Here is a 20,777-nt window from a genome sequence, read left to right as displayed (position 1 = left end):
CTGTCGGCCGGTGTCCTGCGGGCAGGGCCCCGGGCTCGCTCTAGCGGTAGCCGCCCGTCCTCCGCCTGCGCCGGGCGCGGACGGCCTCGTCCATCGAGAGGACGGTGGCACCGGCGAGGACGAGCGGGAGCCAGGCCATGAGGTAGGGGAGGTCGTTGCCGTAGTAGTAGGGGTCGGCCGCCCAGCTGACCGTCAGCCACAGGCTGAGGGAGATCAGGGCACCGCCCAATGCGGCGAGACGGGTGAGGATACCGAGAAGGGCGCCGATGCCGACGAGGAGCTCACCGAGGGCGATGGCGTAACCGAAGCCGACCGGGTTCTCCAGGGCGAGGTCGACGAGCTGGGGGATCGCCGCGGAGTCGCGCACCGAGCGCATCGTGTCCCCGATCGACCCGGCGCCCGTCTCGGACATGAACGCGCTGTCGGTGAGTTTGTCGAGGCCCGCGTAGATGAAGGTGACGCCGAGGAAGATGCGCAGGGGTAGCAGGGCATAGCGAGTGGCGGTGTCACGCCAGTCATGGTCGCCACCGAGATGGGGGGTCCGCGTGTTCGCCCGCATGCTATGCGTCATGACTGTGCGCCGCCTTCCGCCGCCGTGCCGTTGACCCCTCAACTGACACAACTGACCATACGTACGAAAGGGGGGTGGCGCTCAATGGGTGCGGCGTCTGTTTCTGCGCCGGGGATCCGCTCCGTGCAGGAGAGCCGGTCCGCGCAGGAGATCCGCTCCGCGCAGGAGATCCGGTCCGCCGGGTCAGTCCAGGACCTCGATCGTGCAGCGGTTGGTCTCCACTCCCGCGGCTGTGACGACCTGGACCTCCACCCGGCCGGGCTCCACGTCGGCGGGTACCGGCACGGTCAGCACGGCGTCCGTCGGGTTGCTGAAACCTCCGGCGACGGGGACGAGCGGTACGTGCACATGGACGGCACCGACGCGGACCACCATGCGGGACAGACGGTCCGCGGTCCGGGCACCCGGTGGCACGAAACCCGCGCCCCGGATCTCGATGTCGTCCCCGGTGCGGATCGGCGCGTCGAGGTCGCCCGCCTCCCGGGCCCGGACGACGGAGAGGATCACGGGCCGGCCGCCCTCCGCGTACTTGCCGGAGTAGTACGTGGCCGCGGAGACCAGGACGAGGAGGGCCAGGCCCCAGGGCAGGTCGGGGAGTTGGTCGGGGCGGCGGGCGAGCCGTACGAGGGCGAACAGGAGGGCGGCGGCGTTGACGACGAGGTACTGGATGTCGGTGAAGCTGCCCCGACCCGAGTCGTCGGTCAGCAGGTCGGCGGCGCGCGGCCGTTCCGCGCGTACCTTCTGCAGGCGCTGGCCGAGCACGCGCAGACCGACCACGCGCCGCACCAGTACGGCGATCCCGCAGGTCACCGCCAGGACGGTGACCACGCCGGCGCCGCGGGCGAGGTCGAGGCCGGCGATCAGCGCGTCGCGGCGGCCATGGTCCGAGGCGACGGCCAGCTGCCCGGCCAGTACGAGGACCGCGTACACGGACAGGAGGACCCAGCTCGCCGCCACGACACGGGACGTGGACAGCCGGTTGTCCTCGCCGATCACGGGCGCCAGCGCGCCTCCCCGGGCGCGGTGCAGACGTCCGGCAGCCGTCAGTGCGGCGCCCACCAGCAGCGCGGCCAGCAGCCCCGCCGTCCGAGCGGCGCTCCAGCCCGCGCCGATCGCGGTGAGCGCCTGGACGAGGAGCAGGATCACGACAGCGCCCCAGACCACGATCACCGTCCGCGGCCACAGGCGCCCCAGCCATGCCTCGCCCTCCGCGCGGCCGCGTTCGGCGACGAGGGCGGCGGACTGGGTGAGTTCGTCGGAGATCCACTGGCGGGACGCCGAGGCGGAGTACGCGACCGCCGCGGGCAGTCCCTTGCCCGACGCGAACTCCTCGCGCAGGCGCAGGAAGTCGGCGACCGCGCGCCGGTGCCCCTCGCGGGCTCCGTGCGGGCAGCCGCCACACATGCAGCCACCCTCATGGGCACCCGCGCCCTGTCTCGCCTCCTGCACCGCCACGCCCCAGCCGCCTTCCCGCACCACATCGTCATCGTCCGTCGGCACCGCCCCGCGGACGCTGCCCCGTCGGCGGCACCGTCCCGGCAGTATCTACCGGTCGACCGTCATCGACCCACCACCATCGACCCGCCGGCGTCGGCCGCGGCCGCCATCGGCCCACCGGCCGCCGCCCGTTCGGCGGGCGTCGGAGCCCGTCGTGCCGGGCCGTACGCCTGCGCCCTACGACAGCCGTACAACTGCCGGTCGATGACGTCGAATTGTGCCGTACGCGGCGCGTTCGCCGTCCAGCAGGTCCGGTCCGCGGCGGGTGACGTGTCGGGAGGAGTGTTGACCTTCATGTCCTCCCGCGCCGCGCTTCCGTCGTCTCCCCGACTTCCCGTTCTCCAACTCCCCGTTCCCCGGCTCCCCGTTCCCCGGCTCCACGTTCTCCAACTCCCCGTTCCCCGGCTCCACGTTCTCCGGCTCTGCGCCCTCCGGCTCCCCGTCTCGGCCTCCCGTTCTCCGGCTTCTCGTTCTTGGACTTCCCGTGCAGCGCCCGGCTGCGAGAATTTCCGTATGGCCGAGATCAGCCAGCGCGACGGGACCTGGGCCTTCGACGGCGCCACGGTTCGCATCACGCCGGGGCTCCATCGTTCCGTGCCGTTGTTCCGGCAGACGTACGGGGAGATCACCGTGCCACTGGAGGCCGTGTCGGGTGTCGTCTTCGAGCCCGAGCGCAAGCGCGGCCGGCTGCGGCTGCGGCTCCGCGAGGGCTGCGATCCGCTGCTCCAGGCGACAGGGGGCCGGCTCCCGGACGCGGCCGACCCCTACCGGCTGGCCGTCCAGATCGACCGCTCGGGCGTCGCCGAGTACGTGGCGGAGGAGATACGCCGGGCCCTCCTGCTGGAGCAGGTCCCGCAGGAGCCCGCCAAGGCCTACCTCCTGCCCGGCCCGCCGGTGCCCGTCTCCGTGCGGTCCAGCGACGGCACCGTCTCCTTCGACGGTACGCAGGTCCGGATCGACTGGAGCGACACCTCCGACCGGGTGAAGCGGGCCACGGGGCCGCGGATCATCGCCGTCGGCGACCTGGTGCAGGTGGAGTGGCTGCCCAACTCCGGGTACGAGGACGGGTTCATGCGCTTCGTGACCCATGAGGCGGCATTGTCGAAACTGCCGCCCGAGAAGGACCCGTACGCCCTCGACCTGTGGGGCAGCACCCGCCGCGACCTGCTCACGGCCCTCGTCGCCACGGCGGTCACCGCCCGGCTCCCCCACCCGTCCACACGGGCGGCCGCCTTCGCGGACCGGTCCCGGCTCGGCTCCGCCACCGCGCCGCCGTCCGACCACCACGACGTGCTGCTGCGCCGCTTACGGGAGTTGGGTGAGCTGCACCGCGACGGGGTGCTCACCGACGAGGAGTTCGCGCTGACGAAGGCGGCGGTGCTGCGGAGATTCTGATGCCTTATGCCTGGTGTCTGGTGTCTGGTGTCTGGTGTCTGGTGTCTGGTGTCTGGTGTCTGGGGTCTGGTGTCTGGGGTCTGAGGTCTGGGGTCTGGTGATCCTCGACGACGCCGGGACGACTCGGCGTCTCGACGGCTCGGCGCGGCTTGGCACGGCTCAGCTCAGCAGGTCCGGCTCACTCCTGCTGATGTCCTGCCACAGGGGCTGGTAGTTGATCCACGCCATCAGGTCTCCGCCCAGCTGCTCCCGCGTGGCCACCGCCTGCCGGTGGCCGATCAGCACCGGCCGTCCCGCGGCGCGGGCGGTGAGCTGTACCTGCGCCGACCGTTCCATCGACAGGAACCACCACGCCGCAGCATCCACCGAGTCCCCCACGGTCAGCATCCCGTGGTTGCGCAGCACCAGTGCCTTGCCGCTGCCCAGCGCGGCGGCGATCCGCCGGCCCTCCTCCGGGGTCACGGTGACGCCGGTGTACGAGTCGTACAGTGCGTGGTCCTCGTAGAAGGCGCAGCTCTCCTGGCTGATCGGATCCAGCAGGTCACCGAGGGCGGCGAGGGCGCGCCCGTGCACCGAGTGGCAGTGGGCGACGGCGACGACATCGGGGCGGGCCGCGTGCACCTGGGCGTGGACGGTGAACGCCGCCTGGTTCACGTGGTACCGGCCGTCGACGACCTGCCCCTCGGAGTTGGCCATCACCAGGTCGCTCACCGTGACGTGCCCGAACGGCATCCCGAACGGATTGACCCAGAAGCAGTCGCTGAACTCGGGGTCGCGCACCGTGATGTGCCCGGAGACCCCGTCCTCGAAGCCGAGCCGCCCGAAGATGCGCAGCGCTCCGGCCAGCCGCTCCTTGCGGTGGCGCCGCTCGTCGTCCAGCGTCTCGTGCTTGGGCGGCATGGCGAAGCGCAGCCGGCCGGTGGGGCGGGGCAGGGGTGGTGTGGGACCGTGCATCAGTCCTCCAGCACTGGTTCCTTGACGAGGCGGACGGCGCCGTCGGCGTTCACGTGAGCGGACCCGCCGGGTGAAGACAATACGCAATGGTTACGGGAGTCAGGAAAACGCGTCGACGCCCTCCGTATGCCCCGGTACGGGCGACACAAGTGCCCATGTACAGGTGACACGAGGTGTCCGGATTGGGCGGGAGCATCGGCCGCATGGACCGTACGCACGCGCGCATGAACTGGGCGGCCTTCGCAGCCGCCGAACCCGCCCTCGCCGGGATCGCCGAGGAGCGCTTCGGCGCGTTCACCCACCACGTCCTGGCCACCCTCCGCAAGGACGGCACACCGCGCACCTCCGGGCTGGAGGCGCGCTTCCTGGGCGGCGAGCTGTGGCTCGGCATGATGCCCGGCTCACTCAAGGCGCTCGACCTCCGCCGCGATCCGCGCTTCGCGCTGCAGGCGAACCCGGGCCCGGGCACGGACCTGGCCGGCGGCGACCTGCGGATCGGCGGACGGGCGGTCGAGGTCCGCGGCGACAGTGACGCGGAGGCCGGAGCCCTGGAACGGTACGTGGACGAGGTGAACCCGCCCGACCCGTCGGCCTTCCACCTCTTCCGCACGGAGCTGACCGAGGTCGTACGGACGTACGTGGAGGACGACACCTACCTGGTCGCACAGGTGTGGAAGCCGGGCCGCCCCGTACGCACCTTCCGGCGCACCTGATCACGGGCATGGCCACGGACATGGCCACAGCCACAACTGCAGCCACAGCCACGTATGCGACACGACGCACGATATGGCCGTGAACATGACCACGCACGTGAAGGGCGCCGCCCCTCGTCCACGGGGCGGCGCCCTTCACACACGGTTCGGGATCACTCCCACTCGATGGTGCCCGGCGGCTTCGAGGTCACGTCGAGGACGACGCGGTTGACGTCGCGGACCTCGTTGGTGATACGGGTCGAGATCTTCGCGAGGACGTCGTACGGGAGGCGCGACCAGTCGGCGGTCATCGCGTCCTCGGAGGAGACGGGCCGCAGGACGATCGGGTGGCCGTACGTCCGGCCGTCGCCCTGGACGCCGACGCTGCGCACGTCCGCGAGGAGGACCACCGGGCACTGCCAGATGTCGCGGTCGAGGCCGGCCGCCGTCAGCTCCTCACGGGCGATGGCGTCGGCCTCGCGGAGCAGGTCGAGGCGCTCCTTGGTGACCTCGCCGACGATCCGGATGCCGAGGCCGGGGCCGGGGAAGGGCTGGCGCTGGACGATCTCGTCGGGCAGGCCGAGCTCCTGACCGACCATCCGCACCTCGTCCTTGAACAGCTGGCGGAGCGGCTCGATGAGCTGGAACTCGAGGTCCTCGGGGAGGCCGCCGACGTTGTGGTGGGACTTGATGTTGGCGGTGCCGGTGCCGCCGCCGGATTCGACGACGTCCGGGTAGAGGGTGCCCTGGACGAGGAACTCCACCGGCTGGTCGCCCGGCGCCTCGGCCACGATCTCGGCCTGGGCCTGCTCGAAGACCCGGATGAACTCGCGGCCGATGATCTTCCGCTTCTCCTCCGGGTCGCTGACGCCCTTGAGCGCGGTGAGGAAGCGCTCCTCCGCGTCGACGACCTTGAGCTGGACGCCGGTCGCGGCGACGAAGTCCTTCTCGACCTGCTCGGTCTCACCCTTGCGCATCAGTCCGTGGTCGACGTAGACGCAGGTCAGCTGGGAGCCGATGGCCTTCTGCACGAGGGCGGCGGCGACGGCGGAGTCCACACCGCCGGAGAGCCCGCAGATGGCGCGCTTGGTGCCGACCTGCTCGCGGATGGCCGCGACCTGCTCCTCGATCACGTTGCCGGTGGTCCAGTCCGGGCTGAGGCCCGCGCCCCGGTACAGGAAGTGCTCGAGCACCTGCTGTCCGTGCGTGGAGTGCATGACCTCCGGGTGGTACTGGACGCCGTACAGCTTCTTCTCGTCGTTCTCGAAGGCGGCGACCGGGACGACGTCGGTGGAGGCCGTCACCGAGAAGCCCTCGGGGGCCGCGCTGCACGCGTCGCCGTGCGACATCCACACCGACTGCTCGTCCGGGGTGCCCTCGAAGAGCGTGGAGCCGGACTTGCTGACGCTCAGGGGCGTACGGCCGTACTCGCGCGCGCCCGTGTTGTCGACCGTGCCGCCCAGGGTCTCGGCCATCAACTGGAAGCCGTAGCACATGCCGAAGACGGGGACACCGGCCTCGAAGATCCCGCGGTCGAGACGGGGCGCACCCTCGGCGTAGACCGACGAGGGACCGCCGGAGAGGATTATCGCCGCCGGGTTCTTGGCGAGGATCTCGTCCACCGGCATGGTGCTCGGCACGATCTCGCTGTAGACCCGGGCCTCACGGACGCGGCGGGCGATGAGCTGGGCGTACTGCGCGCCGAAGTCGACGACCAGGACGGTGTCGGGCTGAGCGGCAGTGGCGGCAGCGGGGGTCGCTGATGACACGGATGGCCTTCCGGCGGGTTGGCGGGGGGTCTGTGCCGCCGAGTCTACCGGGGGCCGCGCACGGGTCGGCTGCCGCGCCGCCGGGCACCGCGTCCCACTCCCCCGTCTCAGCATCCGAACCCGCTTGGCCCAGCCTGCGGGGCGTTCGGCATACTGCTCGCATGCGCAAGCACACGACCTTCGTCTTTACCTATGGCAACCGGCCCACCGGCTGCCATGGTCGTGCTGCTTGAGCAACTGACGAGCGACTTCCCAGGCGCCCCGGGCCACCAGGTCCGGGGCGCCTGTGCGTGCGCGGGACCAGTCATCCCGGGGGCACCACCATCCGACACACAGGCCGGACACCACGGACCTGACGCAGAGGAGCCCCAGCATGAACAGCACCACGACCAGCACCACGAACAGCACCACGAACAGCATCACGGACAGCACCACCATCGACACGACCGGCGCCCGCACCGAACAGGCCGTCGACGTCATCTCCGGCGCCCGTGAACGCATCGACACCCTGGACGACCGCATCATCGGGCTGGTCCAGGAGCGCATGGCCGTGTCCGCCGTCATCCAGGAGGCCCGCATCACCTCCGGTGGCCGGCGCGTGCACCTCTCCCGCGAGATGGAGATCCTCGCCCGCTACCGGGACGCCCTCGGCAAGCCCGGCACCTCCCTGGCCATGACCCTGCTGGAACTCTGCCGGGGCCGTGTCTGACCTGGTCGCCCGCACCGGCCGACCGTACACACGTCCGCACCTCCTCTCACCCGTACGGCGCGTGACCGCCGTGTGAAGGCCTTCGTTGGTCCCGGTGTCCGTGCCAGCCAGGCGCGGGACCGGAAGAACCACGCGTGGCTCCGCTGGAGCGATGAGGCGTACGGATCGTGCTGTGCGCCGTGGGAACTCGCTCCAGTTTCGTGACCGGACGGCAGGGGACAGCAGCCCGGTCACCCAGAGAACGGTCGGCTTCGGGGACGCTCGGAGCCGACCGGCGGAATCGTTCAAGGGTGGTCGAAACGGTTGCGGAGGCCGCGACCCATCCAGCACGATGCAAGGACAGCCCGCGCCCCGCACAACCGCAGTGAAGGCCCCGACTGCCAAAGGTCGGTACCACGAGTACGCCCCCGGTGGACCGGCGCGCGGACCGAGCAAGCGGCGCAACCCCCCGGCGCCGTTCCGAGGCACCGACGCCGCCCTGACGTCGGTGCTGACGCAGAAGAGCCCCGCGGGCCGGATCCCGCGGGGCTCTTCGCGCACTCGTCCCGGAGTGGCATGACGTGAAGCGCGGTGGAGCGGAGCGGCGTGCAGCGGCGCAGCCTGCTCAGGCCCCGGTTCCCTCCAGCTTCTCCAGCTTCTCCAGCTTCTCCAGCTGCTTCTCGATCACCTCGGGCGGCACCTCGGCCTTGTCCGCGTCGAGGACGTTCATCGCGTAGAAGGCGGCGAGTGTCGAGCCGCTGCGCACGATCGTGAAGGCCATCGGCACGGTGGTGTCCTCGATGTCACCCGTCAGCCGGTAGGCGACCGCCTCGTCCCCGTGCTCAGGAGCGGGCAGGGCCTCGACGCCGGTGTACCGGTAGTCGGCCTGCTCGTACTCGGTGCACTTCTCCGACGCCGTGCGCAGGCCGGCGATCACCTTCTCGGCGTCGCCCTGCTCATGGGCGAGCAGGGCGAGCGAGGTGACGGTGGCGTCCGCGTCGCTCTCCGGCGTGAAGGTACGTCCGGTACGGCTCTCCGCCGGCGTGGTGGACGTGAAGAAGAACATGTCCGCGATCGACTGGCAGGCGGCCGGTTCGATGGGCAGGGACCCGGCGGGCATGTCCTCCTCGGACATCTCCTCGACCCGGTAGCCCGCCACGTCCCCGCTCGCGAGGACGGCCTCGTCCAGCTGGGCCGCGGTCAGCGGAGCCTTCTCCTCCGTCTCGCCGGCGCCCTTCGACCCGTCGGCGCCCGGAGTGGACGCCGCGGCCGATCTGCCGGGCTCCTCCTTCTCGTCGCCCCCGCCGCACGCCGCGGTGAAACCCAGTGCCGCCACCACCGAGACGGCCACGGCCGCCCGCGACACCTTCACCTTCACGCCTTCCGTCTTCGTTCTCGTCCTCGTCCTCGTATTCGTATTCGACATTCGCATCCCCCTTGTCCCGCGCATGATCCCCGCACGCGTCTCTTTGTCGCGCGCCCCTCATGCGCCTCACAGTGCTCCAACAACAGTTCGAGCTGACGCACATCACACCATGAGCACGACAGTCACCCACCACCCGTGACCGCCTGTGATCCAGGCCACATAAATTATCTGTGAAGAGAGCTACAACCCTTCGCGGATCTCGCCGGTCACACCTGCGGGACCGACAGTCACGTCCGCATCCGGCGACGTGGCGTCGCACCGACTCGACCTGGTTGAGGTCCTGACGGGCCGCCGGACCCGAGGACTGCGTCAGGCGTCATGCCGCGCACCGGAGGAAGGACCCGCACTCGGAGGGGGGTGCGGGTCCTTCTCCCTCGGCCGCTCCCACGGCCGCCGTGACGCGTCACTTCTTCGGCGGCACCACCGGCACACCGAGGAACGGGAGCCGCAGCGCGCCGAACGCGTCCGCCGGGACCGCCGGCTGCTTCGGCTCGACGGGCGCCAGCCGCTCGTACGCGGCACCCTGGGCGGGACGCGGGTCGACCTCGCCCTTGTTGGGCCAGTACGACATCGCGCGCTCGGCCTGCGCGGTGATCGTCAGCGAGGGGTTGACGCCGAGGTTCGCCGAGACCGCGGCCCCGTCGACGACCGAGATACCCGGGTGCCCGTACAGCCGGTGGTACGGGTCGATGACGCCCTCCTCGGGCGAGGCGCCGATCGGGCAGCCGCCCAGGAAGTGCGCCGTGAGCGGCATGCCCATCAGCTCGCCGACGTTGCTGCCCGGGAAGCCGTTGATCTCCTCCGCGAGGGCGGACGCGGCCTCCGTGGCGGCCTTGATCTGGACGGGGTTGGCGGCGCCGTGGCCCTGCCGTGCCGTCAGCAGTCCCTTGCCGATGCCCCTGCGCTTCAGGTGGGTCGTCAGCGAGTTGTCCAGGGACTGCATCACCAGGCCGATGATGGTGCGCTCCGACCAGCGGCGGTTGGAGAGCGAGCGGAGCAGCAGCACGGGGTGGCGCGCCCCATGTCCTATCCAGGCGAGGGCACGTGAGGAGCCCTCCACGTAGGGGATCTGGAGGATGGACAGACCGCCCATCGAGTTGGAGCCCTTGCCGTAGCGGACGGGCTCTATGTGGGTGTTGGCGTCGGGGTGGACGGAGGACGTGATGGCCACGCCCCTGGTGAAGTCGGCTCTGGGCGCGCCGTGCGCCTTGCGGTAGCGCCGGTCGTCGGTCTGCGCGCCCACCAGCGCCTCGGAGTTGGTGCGGGTCAGCATGCCCAGCCGGTCGGAGAGGCGGGGCAGCCGGCCGCCCTCCTTCATGCGGTGCAGCAGCGTCTGGGTGCCGTAGGTGCCGGCCGCGATGACGACGTGGCGCGCCCGGTAGACGCGCCCCGGGCGTGAGCGCCCCCTGCGCCCGGCGGAGGTCGGCAGCGTGGTGACGGCATGGCCGCCCCGGGAGTCGTCCGTGACCGACACGACGGTGGTCATGGGGTGGACGACGGCGCCGGCCCTCTCGGCGAGGTGCAGGTAGTTCTCGTTGAGGGTGTTCTTCGCGCCGTGCCGGCAGCCGGTCATGCACTCGCCGCACTCGGCGCAGGCCCGGCGGGCGGGGCCGGCGCCGCCGAAGTACGGGTCGGGCACCTCCTCGCCGGGTCCGGCCCGCACCGCGCCGTCGGCGTCCTCGCCGTCGCCGAAGAAGACGCCGACCGGCGCCGGGTGGAAGGTGTCGCCGCAGCCCATCCGCTCGGCGGCCGCCTTGAGGTGGACGTCCGAGGGGGTCGTCGTCGGGTTGACGCGTACCCCGAGCATGCGCCGGGCCTGGTCGTAGTACGGCCGGAGCTCCTCCTGCCAGTCGGTGATGTCCTTCCACTGCGGGTCCTCGAAGAAGGCTCGCGGCGGTACGTAGAGGGTGTTGGCGTAGTTGAGGGAGCCACCGCCGACGCCGGCGCCCGCCAGCACCATCACGTTGCCCAGCAGGTGGATGCGCTGGATGCCGTACATGCCGAGCCGGGGCGCCCACAGGTAGTTCTTCAGGTCCCAGGAGTTCTTCGGCAGCGACTGGCGGGTGAAGCGACGGCCCGCCTCCAGGACACCCACGCGGTAGCCCTTCTCGGTCAGGCGCAGGGCGGTGACGGAGCCGCCGAAGCCGGAGCCGACGACGATGACGTCGTAGTCGTAGGCGACGTCATCCGATTCCGATGATTCCGATGCTTCCGACTGGGACATGTGCTCTCCTCGTGCTCTCCTCGTCGAGAACTGCCGGTGTGGGGGACTCGGCGGCCGCCTACCGCAGCCGGACGGCCTTCATCACCCGCAGGGCGCGGGTCATGAGAGCCGCGTACTTCTCGTCGTCCATGCCGAGCGAGGGGGCCATCGGCAGCAGTCGCTGCTGGGCGACGGTCTGGGCCTCGGTGTACTTGAGGATGCCCTCGACGCCGTGGCGGCGGCCGAGGCCGGAGTCCTTCATGCCGCCCATGGGCGCCCGGACGCTGCCGTACGCGGCGGCGTAGGCCTCGTTGACGTTGACCGTGCCGGTGCGCAGCCGGGCGGCGACCGCGCGGCCCCGGCGTCCGTCCCTGGTCCACACGGAGGCGTTCAGCCCGTACGGCGTGGCGTTGGCCAGCAGGATCGCCTCGTCCTCGTCCTTGACGCGGTGGACGGAGACGACCGGGCCGAAGGTCTCCTCGGTGCACACGGTCATGGGCACGGCCACGCCGGTGAGGATGGTGGGTTCGTAGAAGTACGGGCCGACGTCCGGGCGGGCGACACCGCCGGCGACGACCTCGGCGCCCATGGCGACGGCCTCCTCCACGTGCCGCGTGACGGTCCGCAGCTGCCGCTCGCTCACCAGCGAGCCCATGTCGGCGCCGTACGCGAGGGACGTGCCCAGCCGCAGGGCGCGGGTACGGGCCGCGAAGCGCTCCAGGAAGGCGTCGGCGACCGACTCGTGCACGTACAGCCGCTCGATGGATATGCAGAGCTGACCGGCGGACGAGAAGCACGCGCGGACCGCGCCCGCGGCCGCCTTGTCGATGTCGGCGTCGTCCAGTACCAGCATGGCGTTCTTGCCGCCGAGTTCGAGGGAGGCGCCGATCAGCCGGACGGCGGCGCCGAGCGCGACCTCGCGGCCGGTGCCGGTGGAGCCGGTGAAGGAGACGTAGTCGGCGCGCTGGACGACCTCGGGCCCCACCACCGGGCCCTCCCCGATGACGACCTGCCAGAGCTCGGCGGGCAGGCCGGCCTCGATGAGCAGGTCACGGGCCCACAGTGCGGTGAGCGCGGCCTCCGTGTCGGGCTTCATCACGACGGCGTTGCCGGTGACGAAGGCGGGCAGCGCGTCGCCGACGGACAGTTCCAGCGGGTAGTTCCAGGGCACGATCTGGCCGACGACACCGCGCGGGTGACGCAGTTCGGTGACGCGGGTGAGGCCGGGTATGGCGCCGGTGTGCCGCTTGGGCCGCAGGTACGCGGCCGCCTCGAGTCCGTAGTGCCGGGCCGCCACGGCGACGCCCTGCACCTCCTCGTGGGCGTGCAGCCGCGCCTTGCCGCTCTCCAGCTGGATCAGGTCCAGCACCTCGGCCTGGCGTTCGAGGAGCAGGTCGTGGAAGCGGAGGAGGACGGCGGCGCGCTGCCGTACGGGCACCTGGGCCCAGACGGCCTGCGCGGCGCGCGCGTGCTCGAACGCCTTGTGCACGTCCTCGGAGGTCGACTCCGGCAGGTCGGCCAGCTTCCCGCCGGTGAACGGTGTGTGGCCGGCCGTGCGGCCGGAGCCCGCCACGTCCCTGGTGAGCTGGGCGACCAGCTCCGGGGTGACCACGTCGGCGGCGGTGCGGACGCCCTCGGGAACGGGGGCGACGGGGTTGGTGCCGGTCGAGCCCGTGGCGGCCGTACCGGCCTTCTCAGGAGCCTGCGCGTCGGTCATGAGGCGCAGGGTATGCCCGCGGGCAGGCTTTGGGTACCCGTCGGTAATGGCCTTTCACCGTGTGCGCACACCGCGCCAGTGATCAGTGGCAACGTATGTGCTGATCAGGCCATTGTCAGCAGTTGCACCAGGTCTCGCGGCTGTCGACCCGTACCGTCTCAGTCGCGCGCGTCCGGGGAGTCGCCGCGAGTCCCGCGCGCTCGGCCCTCCCGATCGCGGGCCGGGCCCTCCGGATCACGGGAGGTCCCTTGCGTCCGCCTGTTCTGCCGGACGCGTGCGGTCTGGGAGGCCCAGTACGTCCGCCAGGTCTCCCAGTTCTGCCGCGCCTGCCGCCCCCGGAGGTCCTGCCAGAGCTGCCAGCCCTGCCGGCCCTGCGCGCCGGTGTCCGTGCCCGGCCGTCGTGTCCGGCCGCCGCGTTGCCCGGCGCCGTCACGCGGCTCCTGGCGGAGCTGTCGTCCCTGCTGCCAGTCCTGCCAGTTCCCCGGTCCCTGGCGGCTCTTGGGCAGCGCGGTGCGTCCGACCGCCGCCGCGAGCTTGCGCAGCCGCCGCCAGTCCAGGGGCGGCTTGGGCTCGGGGACGCCGGGACGGTCGGCGGGCACCCGCACCCGCAGGGCACGCGGCGCGATCCGGCACCGTACGGGCGTCGGCAGGCAGAGCGCCTCCCCGTCGATGCCGACGTCGATCTCGGACCGGTCGGCCGAGACGACCACCTCCTGGGCGGTCAGGACGCTGACGCCGGGGGCGTTGGGTCCGAGCACCAGCGCGGCGGCCTCGGCGGCGTTCTCCACCCTGATGCCGAGGACGCCCAGCCGGCCGGAGTCCAGCCGCTCACGCCGCCCGAGGCCGAGCAGGTCGTCCCCGCGGTAGGGGTTGTTGGACACGAGCACGGCCTGGGGCGCCTCGACGACCGTCTCCTCGACCTGGGCGACCAGCCGCGGCCCGCGCTGGTGGGTGAGCAGGTCGGGCAGCATCTCCAGCGAGGTGCGCACCTTGTCGTCCCGGTACTCCGGGCTCTGCACGATCGCGGCGTACGCGCCGAAGGAGGCGTTGTTGACGAACGGGTAGGGCGCGCCGCCCCCGGGTGCGTCGGCGAAACCGAGGTCGACGCGGAGTTCGACGCCCGACCCGGTGAGCGCGTCGACGCAGGCGGCGGGGTCGTCGCGGTCGAGTCCGAGGTCCATGGCGAAATGGTTGCGGGTGCCGGCGGAGATGACGAGGAAGGGGAGGTCGTGCTCGGCGGCGACGGCGGCGACGAGCGCCTGCGTACCGTCCCCGCCGGCGACACCGAGCAGGTCCGCCCCGTCGCGGACGGCGTCCTGGGCGAGCGTGACGACGTCCTCGTGGCCGTCCGTCCGGTCCGGGTCGAGCAGGTGGACCCGCGCGCCCAGCCGCTCGGCCCGCTCCTTCAGCCCGAACCGCTCGACCTTGCCGCCCCCCGACCGCGGGTTCATGATCAGGAAGGGGCGCCGCGGGACGGGCGTCCGGTACTCCCGTACGCGCACGTGATGGGACTTCGTGGTGCTCAGCGCGAACTTGCCCGCCCACACCGCCAGCGCCCACAGCAGCAGGGAGGCGACGACGACCCACAACAGGTCGGCGGCGGCGAACAGCACGACGACGGTGACGGGTGCGGAGACCGCGAGGAGCGCGGAGGCGACGCGGGCCGCCCCCCTGCGGGTCAGCGCCCACCAGAGCCCGGCGAGCGTGAGCCCGACGCCGAGCACGCCTCCGGCGAGCAGCAGCAGGCTCGCGGTCCTGGCGACGACCACGGGCAGCAGCACGGCGACGGCCGCGGCGCCGAGCGCCGTACGGGCCGCCCAGCGCTGCCGCGCGTGAGCCCGCCCGTCGAGATCGATTCCCACCCCGTCCGCCTCTCCCACCCATTTCGTCGATCATGCGCTCGACGAAAGAAGCGTAGAGCGTGAGCGGCGCTCACCTACGGGAGTTGGCCCGACCTTCACGTCCCCGTGCGCCACACAGGGTGCACGGGGTGCACAGGGTGCACGGGGCGCACGGGGCGCACGGGGTGCAGGTGGTGCACGAAGCGCAGGAGGGTGACAGCGGGTACCGGTATCACCGGGCACGGCCGAACGAGCGAAGGAACGTACCCCGTACGGCGTAACCGGCGGCACCGAAGCCGGGTCCTTCCGGGACCTCGCGCTGTTGGAGAGATCAGGCACGGCCGCCCGGGCCGTCGCCGGCCGAATGACTGAGTGACGTTTCCGCATCACGTTCCCGCATCACGTTCCCCATGCTTTCTCCGAATTGCTTTCTCCGAATGACGTTTCCCCGAGAGTGAAGTCGACGCGCACCATGAGGATCAGCTTCCTGCTGCACAACGCCTATGCCATCGGCGGCACGGTCCGTTCGACCCTCAATCTGGCCGGGGCGCTGGCCGCCCGCCACGAGGTCGAGGTGGTGTCGGTCTTCCGCACCGCCGACCGGCCCCTGCTCGGCGTGAGCGGCAGGGTGCGGTTACTGCCCCTCGTGGACGAACGGCCCGACGCGCCGTCGTACGAGGGTGCGCACGAACTCATGGCCCGGCCCTCCGAGGTCGTGCCGCCCACCGAGGTGCTCGCCCACCGTTACACGGCCCTCACCGACCAGCGCCTGTGCGCCTTCCTCGACGGGACGGACGCCGACGTCGTCGTCGCGACCCGCCCCGCGCTCGTCGTGCTGCTCGCGGAGCACGGGACGCGCCGCTATCTGCGGATCGGGCAGGAACACCTGTCCTACGCCCACCACGTGCCCGGCGTCCGCACGGCCCAGAACGGGGCGATCCGCCATCTGGACGCCTTCGTGACCGTCTCCGCGCGGGACGCCGTCGACCATCGCCGGCACCTGCCCGCGGTACGCACCCGGATCACGGGCATCGGAAACGCCGTGCCGAGGCCGAAGGCCGAGCCCTCGGACCTCGGCGTTCCGCTGGTCGTCGCCGCCGGGCGGCTGGTGCCGGTCAAGCGCTACGACCTGCTGGTCGAGGCGTTCGCCAAGGTCACCGCCGTGCACCCCGAGTGGCGGCTGCGGATCTACGGTCAGGGGCCCGAGCGCGCCCGCCTCCGCGCCGTGGTCGACGCCCTCGGACTGAACGACCACGTGTTCCTCATGGGGCCGCACGCCACCCTCGAGACCGAGTGGGCCAAGGCGTCCATCGCGGTGGTGAGCAGCGAGTGGGAGTCGTTCGGAATGACGATCCTGGAGGCCATGCACGCCGGAGTGCCCGTGGTCGCCACCGACTGTCCGCACGGGCCCGGCGAGCTCATCACCACGGGGCGCGACGGGCTGCTCGTGCCCCCGGGGAACGCGGACGCGGTCGCCGGCGGGCTGCTGCAACTGATCGAGGACCCGGCGCTGCGGGCCCGCCTCGGCGCCGCCGGCTCCGCGGCCGTGCAGCCGTACGCCCCTCGGGTGATCGCCCGGGAGTACGAGCGGCTGTTCGCCGAGCTGCGCGAGGCGCGGACCTCGATCGCGCTGCGCGTCGCGCGCCGTGTGCGCCGTGCGGTCCGCGATGCGCTGCCTCGTAGGCCCGGTGCCTCGCCGCCGCTCACGCCTTCGCTCCCGCTCCCGCAAGGCGCCGGGGTCCGTCCGCCCGCGGACGACGTCGAGGTCCGTCCGCTGCGGCCGAAGGGTGGTTGCCGGGTGGACGCCGAAGGGGACGTGCGGGTGTCGGTGCGTGCGTCCGGTCTGCCGGCCGAGCAGTGCGTCCTCGTACTGCGGCACCGGCACGGTGAGACGGAAGTGCGGGTACCGCTCGAGGCGCCGGCCGAGGGGGAGACGGCGTGGACCGCCGTTCTGGCCCGCGGCCGGCTCCAGCTGGCCGAGGGGCGCTGGGATCTGCACGTGGAGCGGCGCTCGGACGGGGTACGGCGGCGGCTGAGGGCGCTGCTCGTCGAACAGCGCGGCCTGCTGCGCGCGGCGCCCGCACCCGAGCGGTCCCCTGCGCCGGCACCCGAGCGGTCCCCTGCGCTCGTGGAGTCCGCCGAGCTCGTGCACCCCGTCACCTGCGTCACCTGCGTCTCCTGCGTCTCCTGCGTCACCTGGTGGATCCCGTACCGGACCAAAGGCGGCCACCTCGCCCTGCGGACCTTCCGGCGCGCCGCACACGGCGAGGTCACCGCGTTGTCCTGCGGCGACGGCTCGCTGGCCGTGGAGGGCGTCCTCCACGGGGCCGTCCCGCCCGGCGACGGCGCCACGCTCGTGGGGGTGGCGCGCGGTGACGGCACCGGCGATCTCGATTTCGAGGTACCCGTGACCGCGGTGGAAGGACGGCGCTTCCGGGGCCGCCTCACCTCGCTGTCCGGGCCGCCCGCCGGTGACGACACGGAGGCGGTGTGGGACCTGTTCCTGCGTCCCGCCGAGGGGGCGGAGCCCATTCGACTCGGGCGCCTGTTCGACGACGTCGTGGACCGCAGGAAGACGACTTCCTACCCAGCCGTCGTTCTGGCGGCGGCCGAAGGGGACGGCGCCACGGTACGGGCGCGCTTCTGCTTCACGGTCAGTAACGATCTTGCGGTACGTGTGCGCCGCTGAGGGGAGGCCGAGAATCGCCCGTCACGGCTCGTCGATCTCCAGGTTGGCGATGATCGTACTGGCGTTCTCACGACCTCCCCCGGTGAAGTGACCCTGCCCGGGATAGCCGACCCAGAGCGTGTACAGGTCGCCGTTCCCGGCCTTGTAGTAGAGCAGCCGTGACTCCCGCACCCGGGGGTCCAAGATGTCGGACGTCGTGTAGACGACCGTGTTCTCGGCCGCCGCACGGTCCCTGGAGGTGGTCTCCTTCGGATCGCCCTTCGGTACGGGCGTGTCCGCGATGTTCCAGCCGTACTCGCCGTCCCGCATCGTCGTCCAGTGCTCGTAGGCCGCGAGCGACGCGGACGCCGGGAGTTCGTTCTCCTCGTCGGCGGACTTCGGGTCGCGGTCCAGGCTGACCGCCACCGTGCCGCTGGGGTCGGCGAACCGGACGGCGGTGCCGTCTCCGTCCTCGTTCCCGTCCCCGGGGGCGCGCTTCGCCCCGAGGTGGTACCACCACCACCGGTGATGTCACCGGTGAGGCCTCCCTTCCAGTCACAGACCCGTGACGTGAGGGCGCGCCAGGTGCGCGTCAGGGGTGCCGGTGAGAAACGTTTCCCCCCGTGACCGTGCCCTCGGGCGCGCCGAGCACCGGCCCGAAGGCAGCCGCGGTCGTGGGGGAGCCCGTCACCGTGGGCGTCGGCGCCCTCCCGGGCGAGGGCGTGCCGGGCGGCGAGGGCGTGCCCGTGGTGCCGGACGGTGTGCGCGGCTCGGTGCTCGACGGCGACGGCGGCCCTTCCCCGCTGCCCCCCTCCCGTATCAGCAGTGCGACCGCGGACACCCCCGCCCCGGCCATCGCGGCCACCAGCGCAGCCGCGATCACGACCGCCTTCCAGGAGATCCGCCCGGAGCCCCCGCCGCCACGCCCGGACCACCCGGCTCCGCGCAGCCCGAACGATCCGGTCCCGGTCCCGGTCCCGGCCTCGTTCCCCGGCGTGGGCCCGGACTCGCCCCCTGCCCCGGCCTCGCCCGCACCACCGGAAGCGCTCCCGGCATCCCGAGCACCCTGGAAGGGCAACCTCCGCTTCTGCAACCGTACGGGCGGGTGTCCCGGCCGAAGTCCCGGCCGAAGTCCTGGCCGATGCCCTGGTCGATGTCCCGACAGGTGTTCCGGCAGGTGCCCCGGCAGAGATCCCGGCAGGTGTCCCGGTACCGCCTGCGGCATCCGCCCCGTTTCCCGGTAGATCCGCAGCAGGCGCTCCGCCTCCACCGCGTCCAGTCGCAGGTGCGGATCCCTCTCCAGCAGCCCGAGGACGACGGGGAGCAACGGCGCGGCCTGCGCGGGCGGGCGTATCTCGTCGACCACGACCGCGTGCAGGACGCCGCCCAGCGAGTCGCGTCGGAACGGCGACGCACCGCTCAGCGCCGCGCACAGCAGCGCGCCCAGCGACCACAGGTCGGACTTCGGTCCCGTACGCGCCCCCGACATCCGCTCGGGCGCGGTGTACTCGGGCGAGCCGACGAACGAGCCCGTCTCGGTGAGCGTCGTGGAGCCCGGCAGCTGCGCGATGCCGAAGTCGGTGAGGACGACACGGTCGGTGCCCTCCTCGAACAGGACGTTCGCGGGCTTGAGGTCGCGGTGCAGGACACCGGAGTCGTGCGCCTTGCGCAACGCGCCCAGCAGGCCGATGCCGATCCGGGCGGCCTCGTGCGCGTCCACCGGACCGTACGCGGCGATCCGGTCCTCCAGCGAGCCGCCGTCGATCAGCTCCATCACGATGTACGGGTGCGTGTCGTCCTCGACGACGTCGTGCACGACGACGATGTTCGGGTGACTGAGCTGCGCGACCGCGCGCGCCTCGCGCAGGGTGCGCTCGCGCTGCCGCCGGGCGTCCCGTTCGGGGAGCGAGGGATCGATGACGACTTCCTTGACCGCCACCTGCCGGCCGAGGAGCTGATCGGTGGCCCGCCAGACGACGCCCATGCCACCCCGCCCGATCTCGCCCTCAAGGCGGTAACGGCCGGCTATGACACGGAAGTTGGCCCCCTCGGTCACCATACGTTTCATCATGCCGCACCGGACGGAGCGCTTCCGGGGCACCGAGCCCGCGCATGGCCGGTTAGCGCCCCACCAGCGCGCGCGGGGAGCGTACGCCGCCGACCCGTCCCCGAGCCCTTCGCGCACCGGTCGTCTCCCTCCGGGACGACCGCCGGATCCGGGCCGTCCCCGATGTCCGTACCGTGCCCGCCCACCCAGCCGTACGCCGTCGCCCCTCGCGCCACCACGCCGCCGTCCCGTGCGTCACTCGGGGCGTCATCCACCCGGTGACCGTCGGCCCCGCGATCCGGCGCCGGACTGCTCGTGCCGCTCCGTCCGGGTCCCCCACCCGGCCCGATCGGCCGGGTGTGCAGCCGGTTGCGCTCCCCGCGCGACGGGTCGGCGCGGCCACCCGGCACCGCTCGGGGAAGGCCGAATCCTTACAGGCTCTTACGGGCTCGGCGGAACGGGGTCCGCGCTCAGCCCGTCACCTGGTACGACCCGTACGCCTGCTCGTACAGGCGTGTCACCTCGTCGCGTTCGGCCTCCGGCCCGCGCACCTGTACGACGTGGTACCGCCCGTCGATGAGGATCGCCAGGTTCCGGACGAAGATCTCGCGCCCCTCGGCGTCCTGCCAGGTGAACTGCCCCTCGGCCATGGAGCGACCGCCCACCTCGATCAGCCGCATCCCGCTGGAGGTGGCCCAGGTCGAGTCGCGGAACGGCTGCAACTCGTGCTCCTCCTCCCGCTGGTACGCCAGCGGGTCGCTGCCGAAGGTGGCCGCGCTGTCCCGGCCGGGGACGACGAGGAGCTCGAAGGAGCCCTGCGAGTAGACGACCTGGCCGCGGCCGTTGCGGGCGGTGCGGTCCCAGCCGTTGGCGACGGCGATCCGGAACCCCTCCGGGTCGTCGCGCAGGGTGAATCCCTGGGCGACCTCGGGTTCGTTGGCCTGTGGCCGGGTGGAGGCGGAGGACTCCGACGGCTCCGTCTCGTCGCCCTGCGCGGTCTCCTCCGGCCGCACGCCACCGCTGGCCTCGGGTGCGTGGCCGGCGTCGCCGGGCGCGCCGGTGGCGCCGGTCCGCTGGCTGTCCGTACCGCTGTCGCCGCTCGTGTCGGTCTTCGGCATGAACGTCACGGCGTACACGACCGCCGCGACCAACGCGAGCAGGATGACCAGGAGCAGGTTCCGCCCGAGCTTGCGCGGCTCCTGCGCGCCGCCGGAGCGGCCGGGCGACCCGGCCGGCCTTCCCGACCTGGCCGGCTCGGGCCTCCTCGGCGGCGCGGCCGGTTCGGCCGGATGCTCCGCGCGCTCCTGCT

Annotated in this window: 13 protein-coding genes and 2 pseudogenes; 4 read left to right on the top strand and 11 right to left on the bottom strand. The window is 72.2% G+C overall.

Annotated features, from left to right (window positions below; all coding sequences use genetic code 11):
- Positions 1-40: 40 nt before the first annotated feature.
- Together UW392_RS06825 and UW392_RS06820 are read right to left on the bottom strand one after the other, a co-directional pair.
- Complete coding sequence (locus tag UW392_RS06825) at positions 41-571, bottom strand: DoxX family protein (RefSeq protein WP_320773963.1); 531 nt, start codon at positions 569-571, stop codon at positions 41-43.
- A gap of 183 nt (positions 572-754) precedes the next feature.
- On the bottom strand, positions 755-2,026 hold the full coding sequence (locus UW392_RS06820) for a hypothetical protein (protein ID WP_320773976.1): 1,272 nt from the start codon (positions 2,024-2,026) through the stop codon (positions 755-757).
- Between the two features lie 555 nt (positions 2,027-2,581).
- Between UW392_RS06820 and UW392_RS06815 the strand changes: the two genes are divergently transcribed.
- Complete coding sequence (locus tag UW392_RS06815; RefSeq protein ID WP_320773962.1) at positions 2,582-3,463, top strand: DUF4429 domain-containing protein; 882 nt, start codon at positions 2,582-2,584, stop codon at positions 3,461-3,463.
- Positions 3,464-3,622: 159 nt separating this feature from the next.
- On the opposite strand, the gene UW392_RS06810 is transcribed toward UW392_RS06815, so the two are convergent.
- On the bottom strand, positions 3,623-4,417 hold the full coding sequence (locus UW392_RS06810; RefSeq protein WP_320773961.1) for a class II aldolase/adducin family protein: 795 nt from the start codon (positions 4,415-4,417) through the stop codon (positions 3,623-3,625).
- A gap of 203 nt (positions 4,418-4,620) precedes the next feature.
- Here UW392_RS06810 and UW392_RS06805 point away from each other — a divergent pair, with 203 nt between their 5' ends.
- Positions 4,621-5,130 carry a pyridoxamine 5'-phosphate oxidase family protein gene (locus tag UW392_RS06805; protein WP_320773960.1) on the top strand — a complete coding sequence of 170 codons (510 nt, stop codon included), beginning with the start codon at positions 4,621-4,623 and terminating at the stop codon, positions 5,128-5,130.
- A gap of 152 nt (positions 5,131-5,282) precedes the next feature.
- Here the strand turns inward: UW392_RS06805 and guaA are convergent, their stop codons facing one another.
- The gene (gene guaA / locus UW392_RS06800; RefSeq protein WP_320773959.1) at positions 5,283-6,878 is read right to left on the bottom strand and encodes a glutamine-hydrolyzing GMP synthase; all 1,596 of its coding nucleotides are present in this window, start codon (positions 6,876-6,878) and stop codon (positions 5,283-5,285) included.
- A gap of 373 nt (positions 6,879-7,251) precedes the next feature.
- Here guaA and UW392_RS06795 point away from each other — a divergent pair, with 373 nt between their 5' ends.
- Complete coding sequence (locus UW392_RS06795) at positions 7,252-7,587, top strand: chorismate mutase (protein WP_320773958.1); 336 nt, start codon at positions 7,252-7,254, stop codon at positions 7,585-7,587.
- A 604-nt stretch (positions 7,588-8,191) separates the two neighbouring features.
- Here the strand turns inward: UW392_RS06795 and UW392_RS06790 are convergent.
- The 4 genes and pseudogenes from UW392_RS06790 to UW392_RS06775 all read right to left on the bottom strand — a co-directional run.
- Positions 8,192-8,944, bottom strand: coding sequence for a hypothetical protein (locus UW392_RS06790; RefSeq protein WP_320773957.1), 753 nt, complete (start codon positions 8,942-8,944; stop codon positions 8,192-8,194).
- A 451-nt stretch (positions 8,945-9,395) separates the two neighbouring features.
- The gene (locus UW392_RS06785) at positions 9,396-11,216 is read right to left on the bottom strand and encodes a GMC family oxidoreductase (protein ID WP_320773956.1); all 1,821 of its coding nucleotides are present in this window, start codon (positions 11,214-11,216) and stop codon (positions 9,396-9,398) included.
- A gap of 58 nt (positions 11,217-11,274) precedes the next feature.
- Positions 11,275-12,912: a succinic semialdehyde dehydrogenase gene (locus UW392_RS06780; RefSeq protein ID WP_320773955.1), complete on the bottom strand. Its 1,638-nt coding sequence runs from the start codon at positions 12,910-12,912 to the stop codon at positions 11,275-11,277.
- Positions 12,913-13,391: 479 nt separating this feature from the next.
- A pseudogene (locus UW392_RS06775) lies at positions 13,392-14,774 on the bottom strand (diacylglycerol/lipid kinase family protein); the annotation flags it as partial.
- A gap of 451 nt (positions 14,775-15,225) precedes the next feature.
- Here UW392_RS06775 and UW392_RS06770 point away from each other — a divergent pair.
- On the top strand, positions 15,226-17,442 hold the full coding sequence (locus UW392_RS06770; protein WP_320773954.1) for a glycosyltransferase family 4 protein: 2,217 nt from the start codon (positions 15,226-15,228) through the stop codon (positions 17,440-17,442).
- Between the two features lie 21 nt (positions 17,443-17,463).
- On the opposite strand, the gene UW392_RS06765 is transcribed toward UW392_RS06770, so the two are convergent.
- The 3 genes and pseudogenes from UW392_RS06765 to UW392_RS06755 all read right to left on the bottom strand — a co-directional run.
- Positions 17,464-17,847 carry a hypothetical protein gene (locus UW392_RS06765; RefSeq protein ID WP_320773953.1) on the bottom strand — a complete coding sequence of 128 codons (384 nt, stop codon included), beginning with the start codon at positions 17,845-17,847 and terminating at the stop codon, positions 17,464-17,466.
- Between the two features lie 166 nt (positions 17,848-18,013).
- Positions 18,014-19,480 (bottom strand): protein kinase domain-containing protein, encoded by a 1,467-nt coding sequence (locus UW392_RS06760; RefSeq protein ID WP_414495688.1) that lies wholly within the window; start codon positions 19,478-19,480, stop codon positions 18,014-18,016.
- Between the two features lie 458 nt (positions 19,481-19,938).
- A pseudogene (locus UW392_RS06755) lies at positions 19,939-20,777 on the bottom strand (serine/threonine protein kinase); the annotation flags it as partial.

The organism is Streptomyces sp. CRN 30 (assembly GCF_034105845.1).
This window is presented reverse-complemented; position numbering and strand designations above follow the sequence as displayed.